At 52.4% G+C, this 25,006-nt stretch carries 13 protein-coding genes and 3 pseudogenes; 3 read left to right on the plus strand and 13 right to left on the minus strand.

Annotated elements, in window-relative coordinates:
- Positions 1-645: 645 nt before the first annotated feature.
- The 7 genes and pseudogenes from KRAC_RS04645 to KRAC_RS04675 all read right to left on the minus strand — a co-directional run bounded on the left by KRAC_RS04645 (position 646) and on the right by KRAC_RS04675 (position 11,124).
- The gene (locus tag KRAC_RS04645) at positions 646-1,881 is read right to left on the minus strand and encodes an RNA-guided endonuclease InsQ/TnpB family protein (protein ID WP_007904877.1); all 1,236 of its coding nucleotides are present in this window, start codon (positions 1,879-1,881) and stop codon (positions 646-648) included.
- 255 nt (positions 1,882-2,136) lie between these two features.
- The gene (locus tag KRAC_RS04650; protein WP_007904878.1) at positions 2,137-2,958 is read right to left on the minus strand and encodes a class I SAM-dependent methyltransferase; all 822 of its coding nucleotides are present in this window, start codon (positions 2,956-2,958) and stop codon (positions 2,137-2,139) included.
- Positions 2,942-4,570 carry a radical SAM protein gene (locus KRAC_RS04655; RefSeq protein WP_083814516.1) on the minus strand — a complete coding sequence of 543 codons (1,629 nt, stop codon included), beginning with the start codon at positions 4,568-4,570 and terminating at the stop codon, positions 2,942-2,944. The genes KRAC_RS04650 and KRAC_RS04655 overlap by 17 nt, the downstream gene beginning before the upstream one ends.
- Positions 4,571-4,844: 274 nt before the next feature.
- Positions 4,845-6,025: pseudogene (locus KRAC_RS79275) on the minus strand (RNA-guided endonuclease InsQ/TnpB family protein).
- Positions 6,026-6,374: 349 nt separating this feature from the next.
- Positions 6,375-7,679, minus strand: coding sequence for a vanadium-dependent haloperoxidase (locus KRAC_RS04665; RefSeq protein ID WP_007904883.1), 1,305 nt, complete (start codon positions 7,677-7,679; stop codon positions 6,375-6,377).
- 276 nt (positions 7,680-7,955) lie between these two features.
- A complete protein-coding gene (locus tag KRAC_RS04670) occupies positions 7,956-9,938 on the minus strand; it encodes a glycoside hydrolase family 15 protein (RefSeq protein WP_007904892.1) in 1,983 nt (660 codons plus the stop codon).
- A 52-nt stretch (positions 9,939-9,990) separates the two neighbouring features.
- A complete protein-coding gene (locus KRAC_RS04675; RefSeq protein ID WP_007904894.1) occupies positions 9,991-11,124 on the minus strand; it encodes a hypothetical protein in 1,134 nt (377 codons plus the stop codon).
- 585 nt (positions 11,125-11,709) lie between these two features.
- On the opposite strand from KRAC_RS04675, the gene KRAC_RS04680 reads away from it, so the two are divergent.
- Complete coding sequence (locus KRAC_RS04680; protein WP_007904895.1) at positions 11,710-12,237, plus strand: sigma-70 family RNA polymerase sigma factor; 528 nt, start codon at positions 11,710-11,712, stop codon at positions 12,235-12,237.
- 1 nt (position 12,238) lies between these two features.
- On the plus strand, positions 12,239-13,000 hold the full coding sequence (locus tag KRAC_RS04685; protein WP_007904896.1) for an anti-sigma factor family protein: 762 nt from the start codon (positions 12,239-12,241) through the stop codon (positions 12,998-13,000).
- Between the two features lie 123 nt (positions 13,001-13,123).
- Here the strand turns inward: KRAC_RS04685 and KRAC_RS04690 are convergent, their stop codons facing one another.
- Positions 13,124-14,581, minus strand: a complete 1,458-nt coding sequence (locus KRAC_RS04690; protein WP_007904897.1) for a dihydrolipoyl dehydrogenase family protein — start codon at positions 14,579-14,581, stop codon at positions 13,124-13,126.
- A 336-nt stretch (positions 14,582-14,917) separates the two neighbouring features.
- Complete coding sequence (locus tag KRAC_RS60755) at positions 14,918-15,592, minus strand: class I SAM-dependent DNA methyltransferase (protein WP_007904898.1); 675 nt, start codon at positions 15,590-15,592, stop codon at positions 14,918-14,920.
- A 781-nt stretch (positions 15,593-16,373) separates the two neighbouring features.
- Between KRAC_RS60755 and sufB the strand changes: the two genes are divergently transcribed.
- Positions 16,374-17,780 carry a Fe-S cluster assembly protein SufB gene (sufB, locus tag KRAC_RS04700; RefSeq protein WP_007904901.1) on the plus strand — a complete coding sequence of 469 codons (1,407 nt, stop codon included), beginning with the start codon at positions 16,374-16,376 and terminating at the stop codon, positions 17,778-17,780.
- Positions 17,781-17,896: 116 nt separating this feature from the next.
- Here the strand turns inward: sufB and KRAC_RS04705 are convergent, their stop codons facing one another.
- The 4 genes and pseudogenes from KRAC_RS04705 to KRAC_RS04715 form a co-directional block, all read right to left on the minus strand.
- On the minus strand, positions 17,897-21,229 hold the full coding sequence (locus KRAC_RS04705; protein ID WP_007904903.1) for a chemotaxis protein CheB: 3,333 nt from the start codon (positions 21,227-21,229) through the stop codon (positions 17,897-17,899).
- 142 nt (positions 21,230-21,371) lie between these two features.
- Positions 21,372-22,538, minus strand: a pseudogene (locus KRAC_RS65330) (RNA-guided endonuclease InsQ/TnpB family protein).
- A gap of 250 nt (positions 22,539-22,788) precedes the next feature.
- A pseudogene (locus tag KRAC_RS70145) lies at positions 22,789-22,887 on the minus strand (transposase); the annotation flags it as partial.
- A gap of 228 nt (positions 22,888-23,115) precedes the next feature.
- The gene (locus tag KRAC_RS04715) at positions 23,116-24,996 is read right to left on the minus strand and encodes an ATP-binding protein (RefSeq protein ID WP_007904906.1); all 1,881 of its coding nucleotides are present in this window, start codon (positions 24,994-24,996) and stop codon (positions 23,116-23,118) included.
- Positions 24,997-25,006: the final 10 nt, after the last annotated feature.

Raw genomic sequence — 25,006 nt, forward strand, 5'->3', positions numbered from 1 at the left:
CGTTGGGGTCGCGGGCTCGCTTCATGGGGTGCTCAGCCTCTCTCTGTCTTTTTGCACGGGGTGCACATGCAAAAGCTCACGTCCCCTGCCATCTGCGCAAAACGATCGCGTCCCGGCCCGATCAGCACCGTTTTCGCCGCATCGTCCAGTCTCGCGTTCCCACAGGGGGAAGACGAGGTTCTCTCGTCCGACTCACCCCCGCATCAGTCCCGTTGCTGGGAATGTCGACCACCGACGAGAGCGCGGTGCCGATCACGGCAAGTTAGAACAAGTGTGCTACAACCAGCGGCTCCTGTCAAGTTTGGAGAAACCATCCTCGATTGCTCCCCCACCTCCCCCCCAAACAAGGAACGGCTTTTCATCCCCCGGATGGAATCGCGGGGGCTTTCAAGCCCAACTTTTTGTAAGGACGGTGATGGTTCTTGGCACCAACCTATATTGGCGCAGAGAGGAAGAGCGCAGCCATGACAGAACTGTTTGGAAAAACACAAGCACCAATTCTGGTCGCTATTGGTGAAGAGCGGATACAAGAGAAGATTGCCAGCTTCTTACGGAAAAAGGGGTACGATCTTGTCACCGCAGAGCATTGGAAACAGGCATTACAGTATCTTAAAATGATGACCTCTATGCCTAGAGGTCATCCGTTCAGACGGCCAGCCGTCTGGGGAGAACTGCGGCTCCCGCTACTCCTCGCCCCACTTGCAAAGGGTCGGAGCTACTTTTGCGTAAGATGTTGTACGATCCGTTGATATCGGCATGAATGAGGCGTCCATCCCTGGCACGATACCAACTGCGCGCAAGACGCTTGCCTGAAAACACTGGCTTCTCAGCCGCGTTGGCCTCATAGGTTGGGATGGGGTCGCCGTCCAGAAAACTGGCCTTGCTGGTATAACTTTCTTCCTGAAGGATGACTCTGATCCCCACCAGGTGCGCTTTGTAGGTCAACTGCTCAATGAAACGAGCATGGGGAAGCTGCACAAATTGCTGGTTGTTCCTGCGTCCCATACTCACCTCTTGTTTCCACAAGGGATTCTTGCCAATCACCAGCGTTCCGATGCCTTCGCTCACCAGCAGATCAATGATCCGACGGCTGGCCGTGTGCAGATACGCATCCACACGGCGATTGCGCTTCGTCGTCACACGATCCAACTGGCGCGAGGTGTATCGGTTCTCATGCGCGAGGCGTTGCTGCTGCTTAGCGCGCTCTTTGTTGTAGCACTGATTCAGGCTTTTGAGGGGTTTGCCACTCACCAGACGAGGCACAAAACCAGGTTTGTCGCTGGTGATGGCTGCGAGCACGTTGACACCTACATCCACGGCTGCCCGAAGCTGTGGGGTGACCGCAGCCGGTTGGATCTCCTGCTCATAGACGACCTCCAGCATGTAGCCATCAGCGCGTGGAACGATGCGAACCTGCCTGATGGCTTCCCAGGTGATCTGAGTTGCTATCTCAATGGGAAGTCCTGATGGGACCAGCTTGCCTGTGCGCTTGAATACCCTCTTGCCCAGGGCTTTTTTCTCGTAGATGAGCAGGAAACGGCCCTTGGTCTTGTCTTGATAGCCAGGGATCTTGGGGCGTCCCGTGAAGGGAGAGGGGTCTTCGCGGTAAGCCTCCATCCCATCAAAAAAGCTGACCCAGTTGTGGTGGAGCTGAATGAGGATGGCATTACTGACTTTGCGAGGGAGGGCACAATAGGCCTCGTGGTGTTTCAAGCGATGGAAGATGGCAGCGTAGGGCAGGTAGGTTCCCTCGTGAATGAAGGCTTGTCGGATCTGGTAATTGGCCTGGTTATAGAGGTTCTTGGAGGCAAAGGCTGCTCGATCAATGACGGCAAAGCGTGCATCCTGATGACGAATGAGATGTCGTTCGACCAACTGCACCTGGTGCCTCCTTCCATTCCGACAACACGTCCTTCGTGTCGGTGAACCTCTCTCTTGGCGTTTCATGCAAGAACATTCTTTCTAACAAAACTCTACCAGAGATATCTCCAGTTGTCAATATCTGGCATGATTCCTTGGAAACGTTTATCACACCTGCTTGAAGCAACCCCATTGTTGCTGGCTATCTCCAGGCACAGTTGGCTGCGTCGTTCGAACTGGTAGATGGCACACTCCAGGCAAGCCAATATCCTCCCTTCAGGCCGGCTTGCCTGCCGTTATCACCACATATCCGAACTGACGTGCCCGAATTGCTGTGGATGCCGATTTCGCTAGCGCTTTTGCTTGCTCAAAATCAACGGCGGATGGAAGCTCGATTTTCTTGATTCGTGCGAGCAATTCTACACCCAACAATTTCCCTTGAATCTGCTGCACCATTTCAACGAGGGCGTCGTCATGTGTTTCCACCAGGTCGATGCTCAACCCTGCATCGGTGAGGTAACGCATATATTCCTCAATCGGTTGAGCATCTGCAATACAGGCTATCCAGGCAAGCAGTCCTTGCAGATCCTCCGGGACCCTCCCAGTACGTGTCAGATCACTTAATCCCACACGTCCACCAGGTTTCAACACACGCATAAACTCTGCGGCTGCGGTCGGTTTGTCTGGAAACGTGCAAAAGGCACATTCACACATCACAGCGTCAAAGGTACACTCCGGGACCGGAAGACGTTCGGCATCACCCTGCTGGAAGGACACCAGATGAGCAACTCCTGCTGCCTTCGCTGCCTGCATTGCCTTGTGGACAGCTTCATGGCCATAATCGATCCCGAGTACCTGGCAGCCAAAACGCTGCGCGAACGTGATCGCGCTCTTGCCCTGTCCCGATGCGATATCGAGGACACGCTGTTGGGGACTCAAGCCGAGTAGCCGGCCAAGATGTTCCGTCAGTTTGACTCCACCAGGGTGAAACGAGTCGCCCAGCAGGACGCGCGCCAGATCGCTCTGGTAGGCATTCGCGCAACACGTTTTCAGCTCTGCGCTATCGATAGTATCATGGGTCTCATGCTCTGGGTTCATGCGCCAGTCCTTTTCCAGGTGGCATCACCTGGATGACGTCGTTTTGCTGCTTCTGCTCAAAAGTGAAGGTCAAGGGGGCCGGTGCATAGGGAATGCCTGCGCGCCTGGCCTTGTTGCGCTCACGTTCGCGTGCCTGAAGCTGGAGACGTGCCTGCTCTCGATAGCCAACATTGTTATAGGCACAAAACGGGATTTGTTTGCCATCGGGCAGCAGAATCTCTTTACAGCATTTCATCAGGTTTTTTTGATTAAACGTCCATGGATCCATAAAATCCTGAAGCATAATCATGAAGATATTCTGGGCAAATGTGCCCAGATCTAGCCCATCAGGAAGCTCACAGGCTGCACACGAAAGAGCAAATTGCTGCGCGGCTTTGTCCGAACCAGGAACGGCGGAAGAAGACCATAAACCTTCAAGCGATAATTTGACCTCTTCCGAAAGATCAGGCACAGCGCGATTGGTAATATAGTCCAAATAATCTTCTACATTCAATATTCGTGTCATTGGAAGGACGGTATCTCCATCATTGAGCACATAAGTGACGGAGTTACAGGTGGGAAAACAACAGGGCACCGGCACAAAATCTGACACCATCAATGTACCGCTCGTTTGCTCCTCCAGGGCTCTCAGGATATCAGGGATCGTCAAGCGCTGCATGGGATCATGCTCTCCATGACGACCTGATTGGAAAGCGGGCTGGAAATTAATGCCACGTACCGCTGGATGCTTCATGCCAAATTCGACAATCGCACCCACCTCGTGCAAATTGACGTAGCGATCAATTGCTGGCACCAGTACAACGTTCGCTCCAATCTCGGCTAACCGATCCAATGCGCGCAACTTCTGCGGCAATATATCTGGCTCGCCACGGATAATACGATAGGTCTCGGCTTCAAAACCATCAAACTGGAAATACACCGATGGATGTAACTCACTTAATTGTTGCAGAAACGCATCATCGTCGGCGATTCGTTTCCCATTGGTATTGAGCATAACGTGCCTGATGTTGCGTTTTTTGGCCGCCCACATCATCTCGATAATCTGCGGATGAATAGACGGTTCACCGCCTGAGAACTGCACAACCTCCGGGTTACCCTCCGTTTCCACAAGGTGATCCAGGATGCCCTCGACCTCTTCTAAGGTCAGATTGAAACCTGCACCAGCATCGGCGAAACACAACGGGCAGTCCATATTACACGCACTGTTGACCTCAATGATACCAAGGCAGGCATGTTGTTGGTGATCGGGGCAGAGACCACAGTCGTATGGACAGCCATGCTGAATCTCGGTAGAAAACGCAAGCGGGATAGTGCCGGGTTTATTGAAGCGAGCGTTCTCCATGTACGCTTTGGCATCACTATAAACCAACCCTTCGAATGTACCATGTTCAGGGCAGCGCTTGCGCATGTACACCTTATTGTCGCGCAAAAGTATATGCGCATCAATAACTCGGCGACATTCCGGACAAATGCTGCGTGTCAACTCATAAAAGACGTAGTCTACATCTTTTTTCTTGCGCGGCACAGCATGTGAGGCAAGCCCACCTGCTACTTGCGCATCTGGGCTTGCCTCGCCACTGGGATTCGATGTGGTGTGCGATTGCGTATTCATCGGAACTCCTTTTTCTTTGTCACTTCTTGTCGTACACGAAAGGAGGAGTATATATTTTGCGATCTTTGTATGAATACAAGCACAACTACAAATTATATTAAATAGTATAATTCAATAGATAACATAAACAAAAGTGCAAGTCAATGGCGCAGAGAATCCCTGTAAGTAGGCGAGAAATAATTAGTTGTTGATGAGGACTTCTCTTAGGCGACAATGGCACGAGAGGGATGGGATTGACATCCTCCCCACGGCTCAAGCCGGGGGATTCCTCGAATCACTTCGAGGCTTTCCTGCTTCGTCGAGAACTGCCTGGTTTGGTTTTCACCGCTCCAGGTCTTCTGCTCTCTCCACAGGCATGAACCGTGAGTCCCACGGCAAGGATATTGTTTGCTGCATTGATGTCACGGTCGTGATGGACACCACATTCAGGGCAGGTCCATTCACGGACATCAAGCGTGAGAGCGTCGAGAAGATGACCGCACTCGAAGCAGCGCTTACTGGAAGGGTACCACCGATCAATCTTGACCAGGGTTCGACCATACCAGTCGGCTTTGTATTCCAATTGGGACACAAACTCAGACCATCCGACATCGCTTATCGCTTTGGCGAGCTTCTCATTCTTGACCATGTTCTTGACTGCCAGCGACTCGACACAGATCGTTTGGTTTTCACGGATCAGTCGTGTCGAGAGCTTGTGCAGGCGCATCACGGCGTCGATCAGCGATATGGGCATGAAGACGCGCAACCTTCTTGCGTGCCTTGTCTCGGTTCTTGCTGCCTTTTTTCTTCTTGGCATGTCGTCTCTGAGCACGTGCCAGATGCTTCTCATCTTTGGCGAAGAATCTGGGGTTGCCAACAATTTCCCCAGAGGACAAGGCCACAAAGGATTTCAGCCCAAGATCAGCACCTATGGCCTTCTCATTGGAAGGCAGATGCGCAATGTCCTCTTCTACCAGCAGAGAGATGCGCGTAGCGATCAGCCGCATCTTTGGAGATGGTCACACTCGAAGGGATTGCATCGTTTGGCAAAGGACGCGACCACACCATCTGGAGAGGTTCGCTCATCTTGGCAAGCGTAAGAGAGCCATTGCGCCAGGTGAAGGCATTTGCTGTATAGGTGGCCGATTGCGCGTTTCGCTTTTTGTGGAAGGTCGGGTACTTGGCCCGTCCTTCAAAGAAGTTGAGAAACGCTTTGTCCAGGTGACGAAGAGCTTGCTGCAATGGCACACTGGAAACCTCGTTCAACCAGTGCGTCTCTTCTTGCTTTTTCAAGTCAGTCAACAGGATACTCAACTCTTTATAGTAGAGTCGCTGATGGTCCTTGTAATAGGCATCGGTTTTCTTGCGCAATGCCCAGTTATAGACGAAACGACAACACCCAAAGGTCTGAGCAAGCATCTGCCGCTGTTCTGGTGTGGGATACACCCGATACTTGAAAGCGCGTTTCTGTTTCATACGTTACATTGTAGCAGTTACGGTGTAAAAAGGCAATACCTCTTTCCATCCTCTCTCCCCCACAAAAGGAACGCGCCATTCATCAAACCGCGCCAGAAGACCCCTGTTTTGAAACAGGGGTCTTCTGGCGCGGTTTGATAAAGAGCCGCTTCAGCGCTTCATGACTCGAAACGATAGCATTTATGCTACCTTAACGGTAATGGACCTATCGCTAAGGGGTGAGTTATAGAGAGAGGATAGATCAAGCCCCCAATGTGTATCTCCAATGTTCTACCCTTAGCGAAGGATCCATTACCAACCGACCTACGGAGGGAGAGACCGACCAGGACTATTGTTGTTGAAAACTCCATCATTTAGGCACACGTACCGAGAAGTGGGAGAGCACAAATTGCGCAATGTTGTGCCCGAGCGCTGTGCCCGACTCGTGATCGAGCCGAGTGTGCTGTCCCGCGAAGATCCGGCTCAGGCCCGCCTCCTTCGCAACGTCCGTGTAGCTGGCAAAGGTTCGAACGGTGCCTGGTAGCACGTCAGAGGTTACTCGGACGTGATCCTGGTTCCCGAAGAAGCCAGATAGTACGGTCGCTGCAGCCGCGCTTATCGTGCTGTGAGCACCCGAATAAGAGGGATCAGGTGCGGTGATGGCGAGCGGCGTCCAGGTAGGGTCGCCGATTGTCAGTGAATTTCCAACTGTGTTGGCCTTGCGGATTGCTGTGATAGGTCTCCACAGCTCGTAGTGGTATTTAGTGTCATAGAAGGCGATTGTGCTATCGGCGAGGGATAAGTTGAGAGCCGCGAACAGGCGTGCGGTGCGCTCCAGGTTCGTCCGGTGAATGAGAGCGGCCTTCTCGGCCACCTCATTCCACGTGTTCCAGATTGGCCCCGCCCAGAACTTTGCGGCCACGGTCTGGTCGACTGTCCGTGTCTTGCTGCTGTTTTGACCCAAGCTCTTCACCTCGTTCAGCGCTTGCGCGTAAGCACGGCTGGTCAGTGCCGGAGGTGGTCCCGGGCGAAACTGTGCTGCCGTATGCAGCACAAAAGGGGTCACTTTCGCCCAGTGGGTGAAAACAGGTGCTGCGAATTTTGGCGGTGTGGGTCGGTAGTTTCCCTGCTGGTTGCCTGGCACGAAGGGTGGCGGTGTAGCAGCAGAACCGTCATGAGCGCGAATGGCCAGCAGGCGCTCGGTGATGACGTGACCAACCTGGATTCCCTCCTGCTTGCCAGCTCCATCCGGGATCTTGGAGAGTTCGCCGGCGAGCAGTTGATCGAGCGCTGCCTTCATCTTGGGGTAGAGCGCCGCCAAGGTGTCATGGCCAGCTGTGGCCGCTGCGGCGTCTGGCTGCGCACTGTGCGGAGCGTTTAGCAAGAAGACAGCTGCAGGGGCGTCCCGGGTAATGGAGACGACGGAGTCATAGATCGCTGCATGCAACATGGCGAAGCTGCGAGTCGGGTGAACGGTGGCTGGCTGAGCCCCGGGCTTTTGTAAGATGTGTAACAGCTCCTGGTTCCAAGCAATGACGATAGCACCAGGTTCACTCGTACCTCCCCCGCCCGTAGCGGTCACTCTTGCGGATGAATCGGCCAGGGCGATACCTGATGAACCGATCCCCAAGAAAATGCCGATGAAGGGTGCCAAGATCAGGATCAACTTCTTCATGTTTCAGTTCTCCTTGACTGTCCAACGCGTAACCGAACGCATGTTCTGGCTACGCGTGGTCTGCCGCAAACGCCCTGAATAGCCAACTGAGTAGCATCAAGTGGAATGACAGAAGTGCGATGCTGCTACCTATGACAGCCCGGCTCATCCTGGGCGTATGCGTTATTACTCCCCATTGTCCTTTTTGGCAACCTTGCCGTTCAGCGTGGTTATGAGACTGCCTAGAACGTGACAATCTCCCGGATGCGCGAATGCCGAAGTCTATTGCTGCTTGCGTCAGTGAAAGGCAGCAATAACCGGATCGGTATGGTACTCAGATCGACGAATCTCAGCTTTCCGCAGATTATTGGCACTATTGATCAGGGCAATGTGCGTAAAGGCTTGCGGATAATTGCCCAGAGCCATGCCGCTCTGAGCATCGATCTCTTCTGAGAAGAGACCCAGGCGACTGGCAGACTTGAGCAGACACTCGAAAAGCGCACGAGCCTCATCAACACGGCCCTGCATCGCCAGGTTGTCAACCAACCAGAAGGTACAGATGGTAAAGGTGCTCTCATCACCCGGCAGGCCATCATCGGAAAGGTACCGATAGACAAAGCCATGCTTGTCTGTTAACTTCTCCATAATGCGATCAACGGTTGAGAGCATGCGTGGATCGTCAGGAGGAATAAAGCCAACCAGCGGCAGCAAGAGATTCGCGGCATCGAGCGCCATGTCGTCGTATGACTGAGTGAAAGCGCCAATGCTTGTATTGTAGCCCCGTGCCAGGATATCGATCCGAATCTGGTCTCGCACAGCCATCCACCGGGGCAGATCAGCCTCCAGGTTGAGTCGTTCGGCAGTGCGAATCCCACGATCCAGAGCAACCCAGCACATCGCTTTCGAATAGACAAAATGCCGTGGGCCGCCGCGCACCTCCCAGATGCCATAATCAGGCTGCTGCCAGTGGGTGCAGACGTAGTCAACAAGCGAGCGCATCATCGCCCACAGTGGACCTTCCAATGCTTCGCCATAGCGTTCAAAGCCATCCTGGCGACGATACAGATGGATGCAGTCCAGCACCTCACCAAACACATCCAGTTGTTTCTGCTTCGCCGCACCATTGCCAATGCGTACAGGACTGGAGCCACCATAGCCGCTCAGATGAGGCAGTTCTTGCTCGGTCAGCTCACGCTCGCCACGGATGCCGTACATAATCTGCAACTCCTCGCCATCGGCAAATGAGAGACCACACAACCAGTGGATAAAAGCGTGAGCCTCTTCCGTAAAGCCCAGGATGTTGAACGCATAGAGCGTAAAGGTAGCATCACGTAACCAGGTAAACCGATAGTCCCAGTTGCGCACACCGCCCACATCCTCAGGCAGTGAGGTCGTTGGTGCCGCCACGATCGCGCCCGTGGGAGCGTAGGTCATCAACTTGAGAGCGAGAGCACTACGCTCTACCCAGTGCGCATAGGGACCCATATAGGTGCATTTGGCACAACCGGCAAGCCACGTGCGCCAGCAGTGCAGGGTATGTGCTAGCTCCGCATCAAAGTTGCGTCGGGGCAGTTCATTCTCCAGCAGCCGACGAGCAGCCTGGGCGGTACGCCCTATTCCAATGACAAAGCACAAGCGCTCGCCCTCAAGCAAGAGAAATTGTGCCTGAATGGTTGGGTGCCACTCTTCTGGCTCCTGTACTACCTTCATCGCAAATGATGGCAACAGATGAGCACCAACAATAGCCAGGGCCACATGTTGCTCTCCACCGGAAATGAGCGCCCCCAGATGATTGGGCGCAAGGGATACCTCGCTGGGTGCAGCGGCATAATGTGGGCTCACCTTGAGCTTCATCGTGACCGACATTTCACCATGCGTACATTCAACAATACGCACCAGGCTGTGGCAGGAGCCATCCTCCTTCGCACAGGTGTTATTATCCATTCCTGTATATGGCCAGGCGCTCAACGCTTCTACTGGCATAAAATCGGTGAGCACCACTTCGCCAGCAATGCTGGCGAAGTGGGTTTGCAGAACATTACTCCTGTGCAGGTAGCGCTGTGATCCGACAAGCGAGCCATCTGTCGGCGCAATCTGGAAGTAGCCGCCGCGCTCTACGTCGAGCAAGCGACAAAAGATGGCCGGACTGTCGAAGTCCGGGAGGCACCCCCAGTCTACAGACCCTTCCGGTGATACCAGGACCACCGAATGGCAATCACCGATGACGCCATACGAATTGATCGGTGGATACTTTTGGTGAAGTTCGTTCACGCTCGCCATGATGCAACACTTCTTTCCTGGACAACGGTAAGTTCCGCCGCTGCGTGCCTTTTCATCTAGCACTGGAATATGACGAACTCACCTTTTGAGCAGCAGCTCTTCCTACAACAAGTACCATGAACGCACTGAACAGAATCAGTGCAACTGCCGGAGCAGCCCCCCCAATAGAGAAAATCGGAGCGTGACCTGAGAGGAAGGAGCGCTCACCGTAGATGAAGAACACGATCGCCATCACGTAGAGGAGTTTGCTCACCATCCGATAGCCGACGTGGTTGTATCTTTGGGAAACAGCTATCTTGAAGGCTCCCCGTATCACCAGGAGCAAGAGGACAGCCGCTATCCAGAGGATAAGTCCAGCCGTGTTCCCCTTTGGCCCCACCTGATAGCCGTTTACGCCCAGCGTCAAGTTGGAGTAGCTCCCGTACAGCATGATCGCTAAACCAAGGACGAGGAGGGTGTCTGTGAGCAGCAGACGAGGGAATCTGGCAAGGCCCTGCCAGGTCTCCAACCGCGCTTTGACGCCTTCACGACCCATGAGAAGCAACATGCCGGGAGTTGTAATCCCTAAAAAGCTGAACCAATTCCACTGAGGAGGTTTGAGTGCCGCTCCCGAGAGTTGCCCAAACGCAATCGCCATCAGGATGGTTCCAACAATCAGGATGACACCGTCACGGAGCATGAGAGAAAACGTGATGTGCCCTAGTGGGCGTGCAGGCTTGGAGACCCCGGATAAGGCCAGCCCACCAGCCCCAAAGAACAGGCCCACCAGGACAGTGATGAACTGAGCGAGGGCAATTGCTGGAGGAGAGTAGCCCAGGTGAAAAGCTGTCATGGAGAAACCAAGGTAGAAAAATGCGTTTGCAAGAGCGGCGTCACCGGGAAGTATCCCTATACCACGAGACATGTGTTTTTTATCCAAGTTCGCACGCCATAGCATAATAGCGGCGTGGAGCATGCCAAGGCTGAAAACAATCTCGGCCACCTTGAAGATTGTGCTCAGGCTGACGACAATATTGCTCCCTTTGAAGACAATGCTCGTCGGAGTCAAGAGGGCCAGGACCAGCATGACGATGCCGAGAATGGTGAACGCAGACGCGCTTACAAGGCTATACCCCTTTACAAGGCTATTGGGTGGGGAAGCAACAGATGCATGGTCTGTCGCCTCAAGTGCGAGTGCCTTATTCATCAAAATTCTCCTTCTCTTCATTGGACAGATAGTGTCCACTGTGTTGCCGGGAGAGGTGCAACCTGATGACCTTATGGCCGGTTGTCTAAGCACATCTCCCTGTATGTTTTTCCTTCACCTACCCAGACTGTTTTTCGAGAGAAATATTCCCTCTGCAATCGCAAAATAAAACTCTACATTATTAAAGAAGAATCCAAATTGGAAATTTTATAGTAGTATTTCCATAATGAATACATAAGAGGGATATGGAACAGTGCTCGTTCGCAAATGAACGAGCACATGTGTGGTGACCAGCGCCCACAAGGGGCGCTCCTACCATCGTCTACACATTGGAGTCTCGACGTCTTGTGAGCAATGCTGATAGGCCGATGTGTAGACGCCGGTCCTATACTACTGACTCCAAATAAATCGCGAAGCGACCTGTTTGTTCGTTCCGATGAAGGTCATGCGGCGTTTTCGAGCGCATTCGTTAGAGTCAATGGCCTTGTGCCATCGCTGCCGAAGCTTTCGCCTCGTCGTGCGTGGGGTGGGAATAGAATCATGAAAAAATCAGTCTCTTTTAGTGGAGGGTAAAAAGGAGAGGAAGTGCAAGAGCATGACAAGCGCTTACGTTTTGAACGACTCATCTTGCCACATCTGGATGCGGCATACAACTTGGCTCGCTGGCTAACGCATAATGATCAGGATGCGCAAGATATGGTGCAAGAAGCATGCTTGCGAGCCTTTCGCTTTTTTGATGGTTTTCGTGGTGGAGATAGTCGCGCCTGGCTGCTGACCATTGTGCGCAATACCTGTTACACCTGGCTGCAACAGCAACGCGTAGGTGAGTTGACCATACCTTTTCAGGAAGAACTCCACGATGTGGAATGCGAGGCCTTGAATCCAGAAGCGCTGCATTTGCATCGCATCGATCAGCAGAGGCTGAGAGAGGCCCTGGAAACGTTACCTATAGAGTTTCGTGAAGTCATCATCCTACGCGAACTGGAAGAATTATCATACAGGGAGATTAGTGTCATTGCTCATGTGCCTCTGGGGACAGTGATGTCCCGTCTGGCACGCGGACGTAAATGGCTTCAGCGCTATCTCGCTGCTCACATGAATGAAGAGGGATAATATGAATTGTACAGAGGCGCAGCGTCTTCTCCACGCATATCTAGATGCTGAATTGGACATGGCTGACACCTTAGAGGTCGAGCAGCATCTCCAGACATGTACAGCTTGTTCACAAACCTACAACAATTATCAGGAGCTCCGAACAGCCATAAAAACAAGCTCTCTGTACTTTCAAGCTCCTGAGAAGCTCCAAAAGCGTATTAGATCATCGGTGCTAAAAGCCAATAAAGCCGCATTTATTTCTCATGTGACGTCCTGGCGCGGGCTGAGCGTTGCGGCGGTGCTGATCTTTGCCATCCTTCTTTCGCTCTGGGGGATCACTCGTTTCTGGCCCACATCTTCTGAAGGAAATACTGTGCCACAGGAGGTGCTCGCCAGTCATATACGCTCATTAATGGCAAATCATCTGGTCGACGTACCATCTTCTGACCAACACACCGTCAAACCATGGTTTGATGGAAAACTTGACTTCTCACCTTCAGTGGTCGATCTGGCGCCCCAAGGATTTCCCTTGCTTGGTGGACGCCTGGATTATCTCGATAACAGACCAGTAGCAGCAGTCGTATACAAGCATAAAAAACATATTATTAATCTCTTCATCTGGCCATCCACGCAAAACATGGGAAGCGAAACGCATACGACCACTCTCCAGGGCTATCACATGATTCACTGGACAAAATCAGGGATGACCTATTGGGCCGTCTCAGATCTAAATCTGAATGAGTTGCAGCAATTTGTCCGACTGATGCAAGCCTCGCCCTGATAGAATACATGGTACGCAGTTCAGCGTGTTACAGTTTTAACACCTCTGGCTCGTGCTCGATTTCATATCTCTTGTCCGCGATATGATGAGTGCATGTTTCTTTTCTGTGGGGCAAGCCACAGGCTAGTATAGGAAAGCGTTTCTAATGTAGCTTGTGGGCTTTCCCCATAATATTTGTATGAACTTACGATTGCTAGCAGCTTCAGGCCCAGTAAGGAATGCCTCAAAGGTGGCCTGCTGTAGCCCAGTGCTCATTGTGGGATAAGGATGAATGGTATTGAAGATGTCTTTGATGGTAAGGCGATGCTGCATGGCCAGGGCTATTTCCCCCAGCAGTTCACCGGCACCTGCTCCGACCAGGTGTGCACCTACAATCTGCTCTTTGTTCCCAGCCAGAACCAATTTGATGAAACCTGCTGTTTCATTCGCCGTTTGAGCACGGTCGATCTTAGACCAGGGGAATTTCATGATGCGCACATGCTTATGTTGTCGCTCTGCTTCGACGGGGAGTAATCCGACTCTGGCCACTTCTGGCTCAGTAAAGGTACACCATGGCACGACACGGTAATCCACTTTCTTCTTTGCCAGTGGCACCAGGGCATTACGCACGGCTATCCCGGCGTGATACGAGGCGACATGCGTAAAAAGGTAGCCTCCAATCACATCGCCGAGGGCAAAGATGTTCGGGACTGATGTTTGGAGATGCTCATCTACGAGAATCCCTTTCTCATTATACTGAACCCCGGCCGCTTCCAGGTTCAAGTGTTCTTCGATATTAGGCTGACGGCCAAGGGCCAGGAGGAGTTCGTCAGCCTCGAATTGCAACATCTGCATCCCTTGCCGGGCCGTAACCACTTTCTTGGTACCATTGTGGTGCGCTTTCACGACGCGTGCGTTCGTGATGATATCAATATCTTCTGACTTGAGGATGCCAGCAATCGTCTCCGAAACCTCAGGATCTTCGCGTGGCAGGAGACGTTCTGGTCCCTGGATCAGGGTAATCTTTGTGCCCAACCGCCCCAGTGCCTGCGCCAGTTCTACACCGATAGGACCCCCTCCAGCGATAACGAGTGATTCTGGCAGGGCTGTCAAGTCAAACACATCTTCATTTGTTAAGTAGCCTGTTGTTTGCAATCCCTCTATCTGTGGTACTGCGGGATGTGATCCTGTGGCGATGAGTATCCTACGACTGGTGATCTCCTCCTCATTATTGAGGAGAAGCGTTGTCGATGATGTAAATGAGGCGTGTCCAAATGCAACTGTCACGCCTTCAGTGTACGTCTTTTCCGCATCGCTCACACGTTGAATTACCCCCTGAATAGATGCGCTGATCTTTGCCATATCAACACGCTGGTACGTCGCCATCGATCCAAATTGTGCCGCTTGCCTGGCCTGTTGTACTACACGTGCCACGTGGATCAGGCTCTTGCTCGGCACACAACCGTAATGCAAACAGTCTCCCCCCAGCGATTCCTTGTCGATCAGCAAAACGTTGGCACCGAGAGACTGCGCGAGATGGGCGGCGGTGAGGCCAGCTGAGCCACCGCCGATAATAGCCAAGTCGTAGTGTGTTCGTGGCATAACTCTCCTCCCGATATTCTTTCTGATGGATCACATCAATGAAAAGGATCGTTTCCCTGCTACCACAAGAGACTGATTTTTCCGTGGGTGTATTCCCTGTGCTGGCCAACTGGAACATTCATTCAAACAATCGAGGGCCTGCGCCAATACAATGGCTCTCATCGCCCATCTTGCTTTTAAGAAAAGATCATGTATCAGGAAACTCAAGAACAAGCAAGCTCATGCTCAATGGTCATACATGTGCCTACATATTAACCAGATAGAGAGAACATGTTTTTTTGTCTGAGAAAAACTCTCTCACTCAGGCAGGCCAATGTCCACAGGAACAAGGCAGCTTCAATAGACGCTTCCGCTCCATGCGAGAAGAGCCCATCCCTTCCACAACAGATCAATGGGAAAACGTGTTGCCGTGCGCACCTCCAATCCTGCTTGCTGGCAGAGTTCTTGTGCTTCTTCCAGTATAAAAGCGTGCCTGTGTTGCGGATCAACACGTTTGATCAGCCATTCGAACAGAGGCCAGGGAAATGGAAATGTTCGGCGAGCGTAATCCTCGATGAGGAGCTGGCCTTGGGGAAGGAGTAATTCACTCAAGCCGTGCAGTGTTGCTACAGGATCTGAAAAATAATGGAAGGCATTCGTGCAGGTGATCAGATCGAAGGACTCTGGCTCATAGGGAAGACCAGCCCTCTTCCCGCCAGTGAGGGAAGCCTGGGTGAAATGAACATGAGCGTGGTCGTAGAGGCGTAAATATGCCTGCGCAAGCATCTCTTGACTCGCATCCACTCCATAGAGTTCGGCGTGAGGGAAACGAATGGAGAGGTTGTGGAGCAATAACCCTGTTCCACACGCCACATCTAAAATACGTCGTGGGCGACCTTGTACTCCAACAGGTTGCTGAAGTCGCTCGAAATCAAGCATGGAGCATGCCACCGCATGCGTCCTCTCTGAAAATTGTTTCCACGACTGATTGTAAGCGGCGGCCTGCCTTCCCTTATAATATGTGCTCTGCATGCTCTTCTCTCATTTCTCACGCTCATTTCCACGACGTTTCCACTGCACGATAAGCAGGCTTCCTATTGACGCCATATCTATCATAACAAAAATGATAGTCAAGAGGGCCAGGCCATTAAAATAGGCAAATTGGGTAAAGATGCTCCCATAAGGTTTCCAAGTAGATAGCCGACGCCAAGGATCACCGAATACAATCCCACATGTATTTCACCTCTCCATGAAAGTGGGGCAAGCTCAGAGTGTCCGCACTCTATTATCAACATACATCAATTTTAATTAAAAATGCAACTTATATAAATTGCGAAGCAGATGCTTTATCAAATAATTCATTTTAACTTCCCAAGTTTTAATTGCAATAATTTAAAAAATAGTATATAATATGGGGTGTCTCATAGCTCTTTTTATGAGATCTGTCCCGCGTATAAGGTGCCTCTTCACACTCACTATCGCCTTCTTCATTCATATCCTGGCGATCTTTCTTTCATACAACCTTCACAGAGAAGCACTCTAGAGAAGGAGGCCAACATGCAACTCCTCATCCTTCTGATACTCATCCTTGTCATCTTTTTGGGGTCCTTTGGGTATATGACCGTTCAATATCAGTTGGAGAGGCAAGCGCTAAAAGATGAGGTCCTCCCATAAGAGATTTGACTGATTATTCTCCCCAACTATGCTGACAGGCAACTTCATACAAATACATGAATTGGAAGTAGATAAGCCAGAACTTCATACAGGAACATCGAGTTTCCTGTACGAAGAGCAATGTGAGAAGGAATAAAGTATGATGGGTACTCAGGTATATGGTACAGAACAACAGGAGTATACTGCCGGATTCCATATGGCAGAAAAGTACGTCTTCAAATCTGAGCGAGGACTAAGTAAGAAGGGTGTTGAGCAAATTTCCGAAATGAAGGGCGAGCCTGATTGGATGCGCCAATTCCGCCTCAAGAGCCTGGCCCTCTTCGAGAAGCGTCCAATGCCAACCTGGGGCGCTGATTTATCGGGAATCGATTTCGAGAACATTTACTACTATATTAAGCCAGTTGCTCAACAGGGGAAGACCTGGGATGACATTCCAGCTGAAATCAAGGAGACCTTTGATCGACTTGGCATTCCGCAGGCTGAGCAGAAGTTCCTGGCAGGTGTCACGGCGCAGTATGAGAGTGAAGCCGTCTATCACAAGATGCGGGCCGACCTTGAAAAGCTCGGTGTAATTTTCACTGATATGGATACGGCACTGCGCGAGTATCCCGACATCGTGAAAGAGCATTTCGGTACCGTTATTCCGCCGTCTGATAACAAATTTGCCTCGCTCAACAGCGCGGTGTGGAGCGGTGGCAGTTTTGTGTATGTGCCAGAGGGCGTACGGGTGGAAATTCCCTTGCAAGCCTACTTTCGTATCAATGCTCAGAATATGGGCCAGTTTGAGCGCACGTTGATTATCGCTGCCCCAGGCTCCTATGTTCACTATGTGGAGGGATGTACCGCACCTTCCTATGCGAGCGACAGCCTGCATAGCGCCGTCGTAGAAATTAAAGTGATGGAAGGTGCTCGTGTTCGTTACACAACTATCCAAAACTGGTCGAAGAATGTCTACAATCTCGTGACAAAGCGTGCGGTGGCATACCGGGACGCAACTATGGAATGGGTCGATGGGAACCTCGGCTCGAAGGTAACGATGAAGTACCCCGCGGTCCTATTGATGGAGCCAGGTGCTCGTGGCGATATTCTCTCAGTAGCATTCGCTAGCGACGGGATGCATCTGGATGCGGGAGCAAAGGTCACACATCTTGCTCCGCACACGACGTCACAGATTCTCTCGAAGTCGGTCTCGAAAGGAAATGGTCGGGCTTCTTATCGTGGTCTGGTTCGCGTTAACCCGGGTGCGCACCACACCAAGTCCAGTGTGCGCTGTGATGCGCTCTTGCTCGATGAGCACGCCCGCACCGATACCTATCCGACTATTCGTGTTGAAGAGAACCAGACTGAAATCGGTCATGAGGCAACCGTCTCGAAGGTCGGTGATGATCAGCTCTTCTACCTGATGAGCCGCGGCCTCGATGAGGCAGAGGCCTATTCGTTGATCGTCAATGGCTTCATTGAGCCGATCACGAAGGAACTTCCGATGGAGTACGCGGTTGAGTTGAACCGCCTGATCCAGTTGGAGATGTCGGGAAGCGTCGGCTAAACGGCAGTAACGAGCAGGGATCACTACTCTCGTTATCCTTGCTCGTTTTTATGAGCAGATGAAGTGAACCTGGTTCTGTAGATTATTCGCAGAAACCCAGGTTCACTTCATTAAGCTTAGCTGCTCTCCTCCACGCTCTTAACAGTTTTCTGAAGTTGAGCGCCTGGAATGGTGAAGAAAAACGTTGCCCCTTCCCCAGGTGCACCTTCTATCCAGATTCGCCCTCCTTGCTGCTTCGTGATTTCCGCCGCGAGATATAATCCCAGCCCCGCTCCGGGTGGCCGTTTCTGTTTGGTATCATCACCCACGCGGTAGAAACGCTCAAAAATTCTGGTCCGTAGGTCCTGCGGGATACCCTCGCCATGATCCTGCACACTCACGGTAACCATGCCTGCATCGCCAACAACTCTCACCTCAATAGGTTCTGCCGACGGAGAATATTTGATGGCGTTTGTCAGCAGGTTACAGAGCACCTCCCCGGTGCGCACTCGATCCCCGTAGACCTCCGCGTGGGCTTCTTGCGCAAACAAAATGCGGTGGGACGGGGTTGTGCGCTCGAGCTCTTCACAGATCTCCCGTGCCAGGTCATCTATCGCAAACAACTCCAGGTGTAACGACAGCTTCCCTGTTGCAATCGCCGTTGTATCCAGGAAACTATCGAGCAGACCCGTAAGACTGTTCAAGTGCGCATCAATCTTTCCCAGTTGGGTAGCTGACGCCTCATCTCCCGCTTTCGTTAAGCGCCGTTGAAGCATCTGTAACGTGAGTTTTGCGCTCGTGATTGGGGTCCTGAGTTCATGACTGGCTAGACCAAGCAGGGCATCTTTCTGCCGCTCCAACTCTTTGCGATCAGTGATATCTTCTATGGCAAGCAGAATCAGGTGACTTCTCACCGATTTGTGCTCATGCAAGACACGGCGGGCATTGAGCAGCATGACCTTGTGCCCGATAAGGGGAAAGATGTGCTCCACCTCAAAGTCGTGGAAAGGCTGATTGGTGAGACACACCTGTTCTAACAGCATCCGCAGGCGGGGAATGTTCCACTGGGCATTCCCCAGGTTGTAGAGGAAACACCCCTCGGTTTCCCAGGGTGCGACCTTGAAGAATTGGTAGAAGGCGTCATTAGCGCGCTCGACATGCAGATCATCAGAGAGCACCACCAGCGGTTCGCGCACCGTCTCCACAATGGCGTCAGCACGCTCCTGGACAACTTTGATCTGCTCGTTACGTGCCTCGAGTTCCTGATTGGTGGTGGTCACCTCCTGATTGGAGGTTTCCAGTTCTTCCTGGGAGGCTTCCATTTCTTCGTTGACACTTTGCAGTTCTTCATTGCTGGAACGGATCTCCTCGTTGGCGGCTTGCAGTTCCTCGTTGGTAGAGTCACGCTCTTCCAGCATCTCCTGCATTTCCGCCCGTGTGGTAGCCAGTTCCAGTTCCAGGGCCGCGTTGCGTCTGGCTGCGGGACCACGCTTGCTCACGCGGCCTGTCTGCTCTCCTGGCGGTGGTGTGGCAGGCACAGGAGGTGCCATATCTTCAAAGAGCACCAGGAAGTAGTGCTTGGCAGGCGGGCCTTTCAGCGGGATGACCGTCACGCGAACCTCTCTCGCCGTGCCAAAGGTAGCTACCTGCAAGCCCTCCTTCGTTACCGGGCGATTGTCCTTTCTGGCGGCATGGATGGCCATGCGCAAGCCAAGCCTCAGACCTTCGCGGGCCATTTTGAGCAGGTTCAAGCTCGTCTTGCCAGGAGCTAGCTCCAGGTAGGAGCCAGTATGCCCGCGCACTTGCAGGATCTCCATCTCCGTATTGATGATCACACTGGCCGGGACATAGTTTGCTAGCAACAAGCGATCCGCCTCTTGCTGGATATCACCGTTTGGCGTCGTCTCCTCGGGCATTCGGGGGCCTCCTTCCTGTGGGTTGCTGGCTGACAATACTCCCTCGCCCGTTACTACACTGAGGGGAGAGCCGGGCTTACTGGCTTCTCTGGCATAGAGTTTCTGGCGGCGCTCGACAGGAGTAAAGAGCCATGATAGGGGATCGACGTTTTCCGAGACCCCCAGCAAGAGAAACCTATGCGGCTTCAGCGCGTAATGGAAGGTCTGGATCACCTTCTGTTGTAAAGCCGGTCCCAGATAGATGAGTACATTGCGACAACTCACCAGGTCCAATTGAGAGAATGGAGGATCTTTTATCACGTTGTGCAGCGCAAAAATACACCGCTCGCGGATCGCCTGGCTAATGCGGTAGCTCCCCTTTTCCCGATCGACCGGGGTGAAGAATCGCTCCAGGCGTGCAGGAGAGACCGCGCTAAGCGCGGTCTCTGGATAGACGCCCGTCCTGGCCCGTTCGAGTACCCTGGGATTGATATCAGTTGCAAAAAGTTGAATGGGAGGCATTAACGAGCGCTCCTCCAGGAATTCAAGTAAGCAGATGACCAGCGAGTACACTTCTTCGCTCGTGGAGCATCCCGGCACCCAGATTCTAATGGCATCCCCTGGAGCAAGGTGTTGCACGATGTCGGGAAAGGCGTAGTGGGTGAGAGCATCAAAGGCTGCTTCATCACGAAAAAAACTGGTGACCGGGATCAGCACATCCTGGTACAATGCATCTATTTCGGCAGGGTGCTTGCTCAGATAGGTCGCGTACTCCGCAAAGAGTTCGACTTGCAGCACAGCCATGCGATGCAGAATGCGCCGTTTGAGCGTGCCTCGCTTGTATGCGAGAAAATCGACGCCTGTCTGTTGTCTGAGCACCAGGAGAATATTGGTTAGAGATTGCTCCTCTTCCTGGAGTGTCTCGACCGGTTCCGCAATCTGAGCCTGGGAGATATAGGAGTGGGAACTCAACCGGGTAAGTACGCTGGCAATGCCCTCGGGTGCCAGTACGTGGTCGACACACCCGGCAGCGATGGCATTGCGCGGCATCTGCGGGAAGGCAGCGGAGTGTTCATCCTGTGCAAAGGTGATGCCTCCTTCGGCCTTGATCTCCTGCAGACCCATGGTGCCATCGGAGGCAGTGCCCGAGAGCAATACTCCGATCGCTTGCTGACCGCGTTCGTGTGCCAGGGAACGGAAGAACGTATCAATCGAGAAGGTCTGTCCGAGACCCGGTAGCCTGGGGGAGAGCTTGAGTGTACCTTGCTCGAGTGTCAATTCGGCTTGCGGGGGGATCACGTAGACATGATCCAGTTCCAGAATCATGTCATCCTGTGCTTCGTGTACAGGCATGGGTGCGATGTGGGCAAGCAGGGAGGGCAAGAGACTGGCGCGAGTTGGATCCAGGTGCTGGATCACGACGTAGGCCATGCCCGTGACCGCTGGCAGACCCCTGAGCAATTGGGTAAAGGCTTCCAGTCCTCCGGCGGAGGCTCCAATACCCACAACAGGGAAGCCTGGCTGTCCGGATGGTGACTTGTGGAAGGCACAATTTGTGTCAAAGGTGGTATCCATGGTGTTCTCTCTTGGGCGTCTTCTGTTGGTCTAGCACTTCTGCTCCGATTAATGTAGGAAAACGTATGCGTGCATCGTTTTCTTCCATCTTTCGTTGTTCCTGCTTCACTCCCAGGAGCCGCAGGGCCGAAGCCCATTGGTCTTACCCCAAGTCCACAGGCGTCTTTTCCGTCTCGTCCGAGCCAGTACCGAAGACGACTTGATCCATCAGCCCGATCAAGCGAAGGGCTTCCCGTAACACATTCTGAGCCGCATTGTGATCACGATCTTGCGGGAACTGATCATAGGGACAGGTTGGGTTCTGACAGACAAACACCCGATCGTTGAGCGTCATCTGCTGCCATGTCCACCCGCAGCAGTGACAGATTTTGACTTCCGGGAAAGAAGCGGTCCACTTTGATGACCTGTCCCCCGCGTTGGGCTACCTTCGCCTCAAGCAGCCGTCTGAGCGTGCCGAGCGAGGCATCAGAGAACGAGCGCGCCAGGCGTCGGTTCTTGAGGAGTCCCTTGAGGTACAAGGTTTCCACGCCAATGATCTCATAACTCTTAGCGAGTTGGGTGGTCAACGTGTGGAGCACATCATCTCTCAGACAGGTAATGCGGTAGTGCACGCGTGTGACCTGTCTGCGCGCTTTCTCCCGATTCGCGGGATCCACGTTTGCGACGATGCAAGCGTTTGTTGGCCTGACGCAGTTTCCCCAGGGCCGTTTTGAGAAAGGCTTGGTTCTCGACGTTCTCTCCCGTACTCAAGGTCGCCAGTCGGTTCAGTCCGACATCGATGCCACAGGCCGCTCGTTTCTTCACCGGGATGGGATCAGGCATTTCTACCTGGATGGAAACAAACCACCAATCCGCTGACGCGCGTGATCCGCGCGCCCGTCACCTTGCCGTGAAAGCGCAGATTCTCTGCCATATTCACCCATCCGAGTTTGGGCACCCAGAGGCGATGATCCCCGAGTGCCAACTGATCATTGGCAAGGTAGAAGCTCGGCTTGCTGCGTTTCTTGCTTTTGTATTTCGGAGGGCGAGCCTTGCCTTCAAAAAAGGTCGTAAAGGCTTTGCCCAGGTCCAGGAAGGGCTGATCAGAAGCGTTCTTGGTGACTTCCCAGGTCCAGGGGAATTGCTCCCGCCTGATCTGGTTGAACTGCTTCTTGAGTTTCAAGGCAGTAGGTTTTTCCCCGGCTTCATATTGGCGGTTCCATTCGGCCAGCGCCCAATTCCACACAAAGCGAGCAACGCCTGCGGCACGAGCAAAGGAGTTGGCCTGCTCAGGTGTGGGATTCAGTCTGATCTTATGGGCGCGAATCATGCGGTTCTGCTCTTTCTCTTGCCTCATATTTTCTTCAGTATAGGACAAACGTTCTCATCTGTCAAGAAGCCCGAAAGCGTGGCGTCTTGCCCACGGTTGATCCCTTTTTCCCACTTTTTTGGAAACAGTTGCATTCTCTTTCTATCAGGACAAACCCAGTTGCACTTTTCTCTGTCTCTCCTCTCTTTTTTATTATATACGCGCGGCGAGAAAACCCCGAAGTCTTCAGCTTCGGGGTTTTCTCGCCGCGCTATCCCTGGCTTTCAATGGAGTGACGAAGAGTTTCTTGACTTGCATTCCCAATAGTACAGCAGAAATAGCCATCGCTCCAAAACGTTTTCTCTTTCCAGAGTGGCAGTAGCTCCCATACATCAGCACATTGTCTTCCCGCATCACGCGCTGAACATGCTTGCAGTTAATCTGCCAACCGCGTTGATGTAACTTTGCCGTAATCTGTCGCTATCCATAGTGCAGCTACAAGAATGGGCAGGAGAAGCTATGAGCCATGATTGAGGTTACGAAAAGCAAGGATATTGTTTCTCCCTTCAAGTTCTCTATGAAAGGGGGAATTTCACCTTTACCAACTCCGATCCTCCCGATCCTCCCGATCAGGATGTTGCGCCGGCTCATTCTTCTCTGCGCGGATCTTGGCTCGCAACATCTGGCGATCTGCCAATTCGATGGCACATTGAGGGGGCAGAAGTTCCGTATCATTACAAGCCTCAATTGCAAGCAGTGTATAATACCGAGCGATAGAAGGCGTGGCCGGGCGAATATAGTTGAGCGCCTGTTCGGCATCTGCACCCACAATTTGCGTTTGTTGCGCACGTCGGGCAAGTTTCTTGCCCTTTGCTACGACAGCAGCAATATCAGCCGCGCTGTAATCATTCGAGCGGGTGGCAATGATGGTGACGGCCTCATTTGTAATGGCAATGGCTTGTCCCTTTGCCTGGGCACGAACGATACGTGCGCGTGCTTCTTCGTTAGGAAGTAAGACTGGAATGACTGCATCCATGCGACCAAAACGCAGGAGCGCCTGATCAATGAGATCTGGTCTGTTGGATGCAAAGAACGCCACCATCTTACCGCGTAAGGTTTCATCGCTCATAAACTGGAGCATTTGATTGAACAGATTACGCGCCACTGGATTGCTTTCGCTGCCACGGCTCGACATATCTGACTGATCTAACTCGTCGAAAAATACCAGGACGGGAGTCAATGCACGCGCAAATTCAAAGAAGCGTTTTAGCTTGTTTTCACTCTCACCAACATATTTACTCAAGATGTTTTCTGTGCGCAACATCACCGCGTTAAAGCCCACTTCTTTTGCTAGAGCTCTGACGAAATAGGTTTTCCCTGTGCCTGGAGGTCCTACGAGTAACACACCTTTGGGAACGTCATCGAGCCCACGCGTTAATGGTTCGATCAGCTCTGATCTTGCCCAACTGGTGAGATGGTCCATGCCGCCGAGGGCAGCGAAGCCCTGTTCCAGTGGTTCAATCATTTCTGCAACCTCAGAAAACTCGCTGGTGATGATGGCATCTTTCCTGGACTTGACGAGTTGACGGCTCACGCCTCCTAACCGATATGCTAAAAGTAAGATCTCCTCCAAATGGCGCAGGTTCAAGCCAGCAGTCAGATTCGCCATTTCTTCTGTGTTCACATCAAGGAGCGAAATGGGCTTATTTCGCTCTTCGCGCTTTGCAAGATACCGCCGTAGGTACATCAGTCGGTCCTCACGTGTTGGCAGAGGGACATCAATTACTTTATATCCTGATCCAGAAGCACGAAGATCAGCATGCAATTCAGGGATTTTAGCCACTAAAAGAAAGATGGGATTATTGCTTTTGCCTAGCGTTGTATCCTGGCCCCAGCGCAGCAAGAGGCCCAGGATATCACGATCCGTGGGACTCATAATAGCCTTTTCTTGCACATTGGGACAAATGAGCTCAGCAAAGTCGAGGATGACTGCCACTTTTCCCCTGGCCTTGGGAGCACGCAAGAGGGTTTCAAGAAGACGAAGCGCTTCGACCGGCCCGGGCGAGCCCCCAAAGGGACCATCTGAGCCTAAATTTGCATCCTGGTTCGGGTTATTCAAGCAAGAATTCAGTTTGTCCAGCATGGCTGTGCTATCCTTAGAAAGTGGGGCGGTAGCTCCGATTCCCTGGGAGTTGACCAGCTTCACTGCCTTGGCACGCATAAATTCCATAGTAAAGCGAAATCCACCTGCTCGATCATAACGCAAGACGATCTCCCGTTTTTCGGCGAGTGCATTTTCCAGATAACCACGCTGGGACACACCACTGACCACAAAACCATAAATATCACCAGTCAAAATAAAACCGTGCGCAGCGCCTGCGATATACGTCTCTTTGTACTCGTTGAACCAGGCTGGCACAGGAATTTCTAGCGCGCACTGATCATCCAGCATGTCCGAGGTGGTACTACCCTCTGTCATGATTGCCTTC

Source organism: Ktedonobacter racemifer DSM 44963 (genome assembly GCF_000178855.1).
In the GTDB taxonomy this organism is placed as follows: domain Bacteria; phylum Chloroflexota; class Ktedonobacteria; order Ktedonobacterales; family Ktedonobacteraceae; genus Ktedonobacter; species Ktedonobacter racemifer.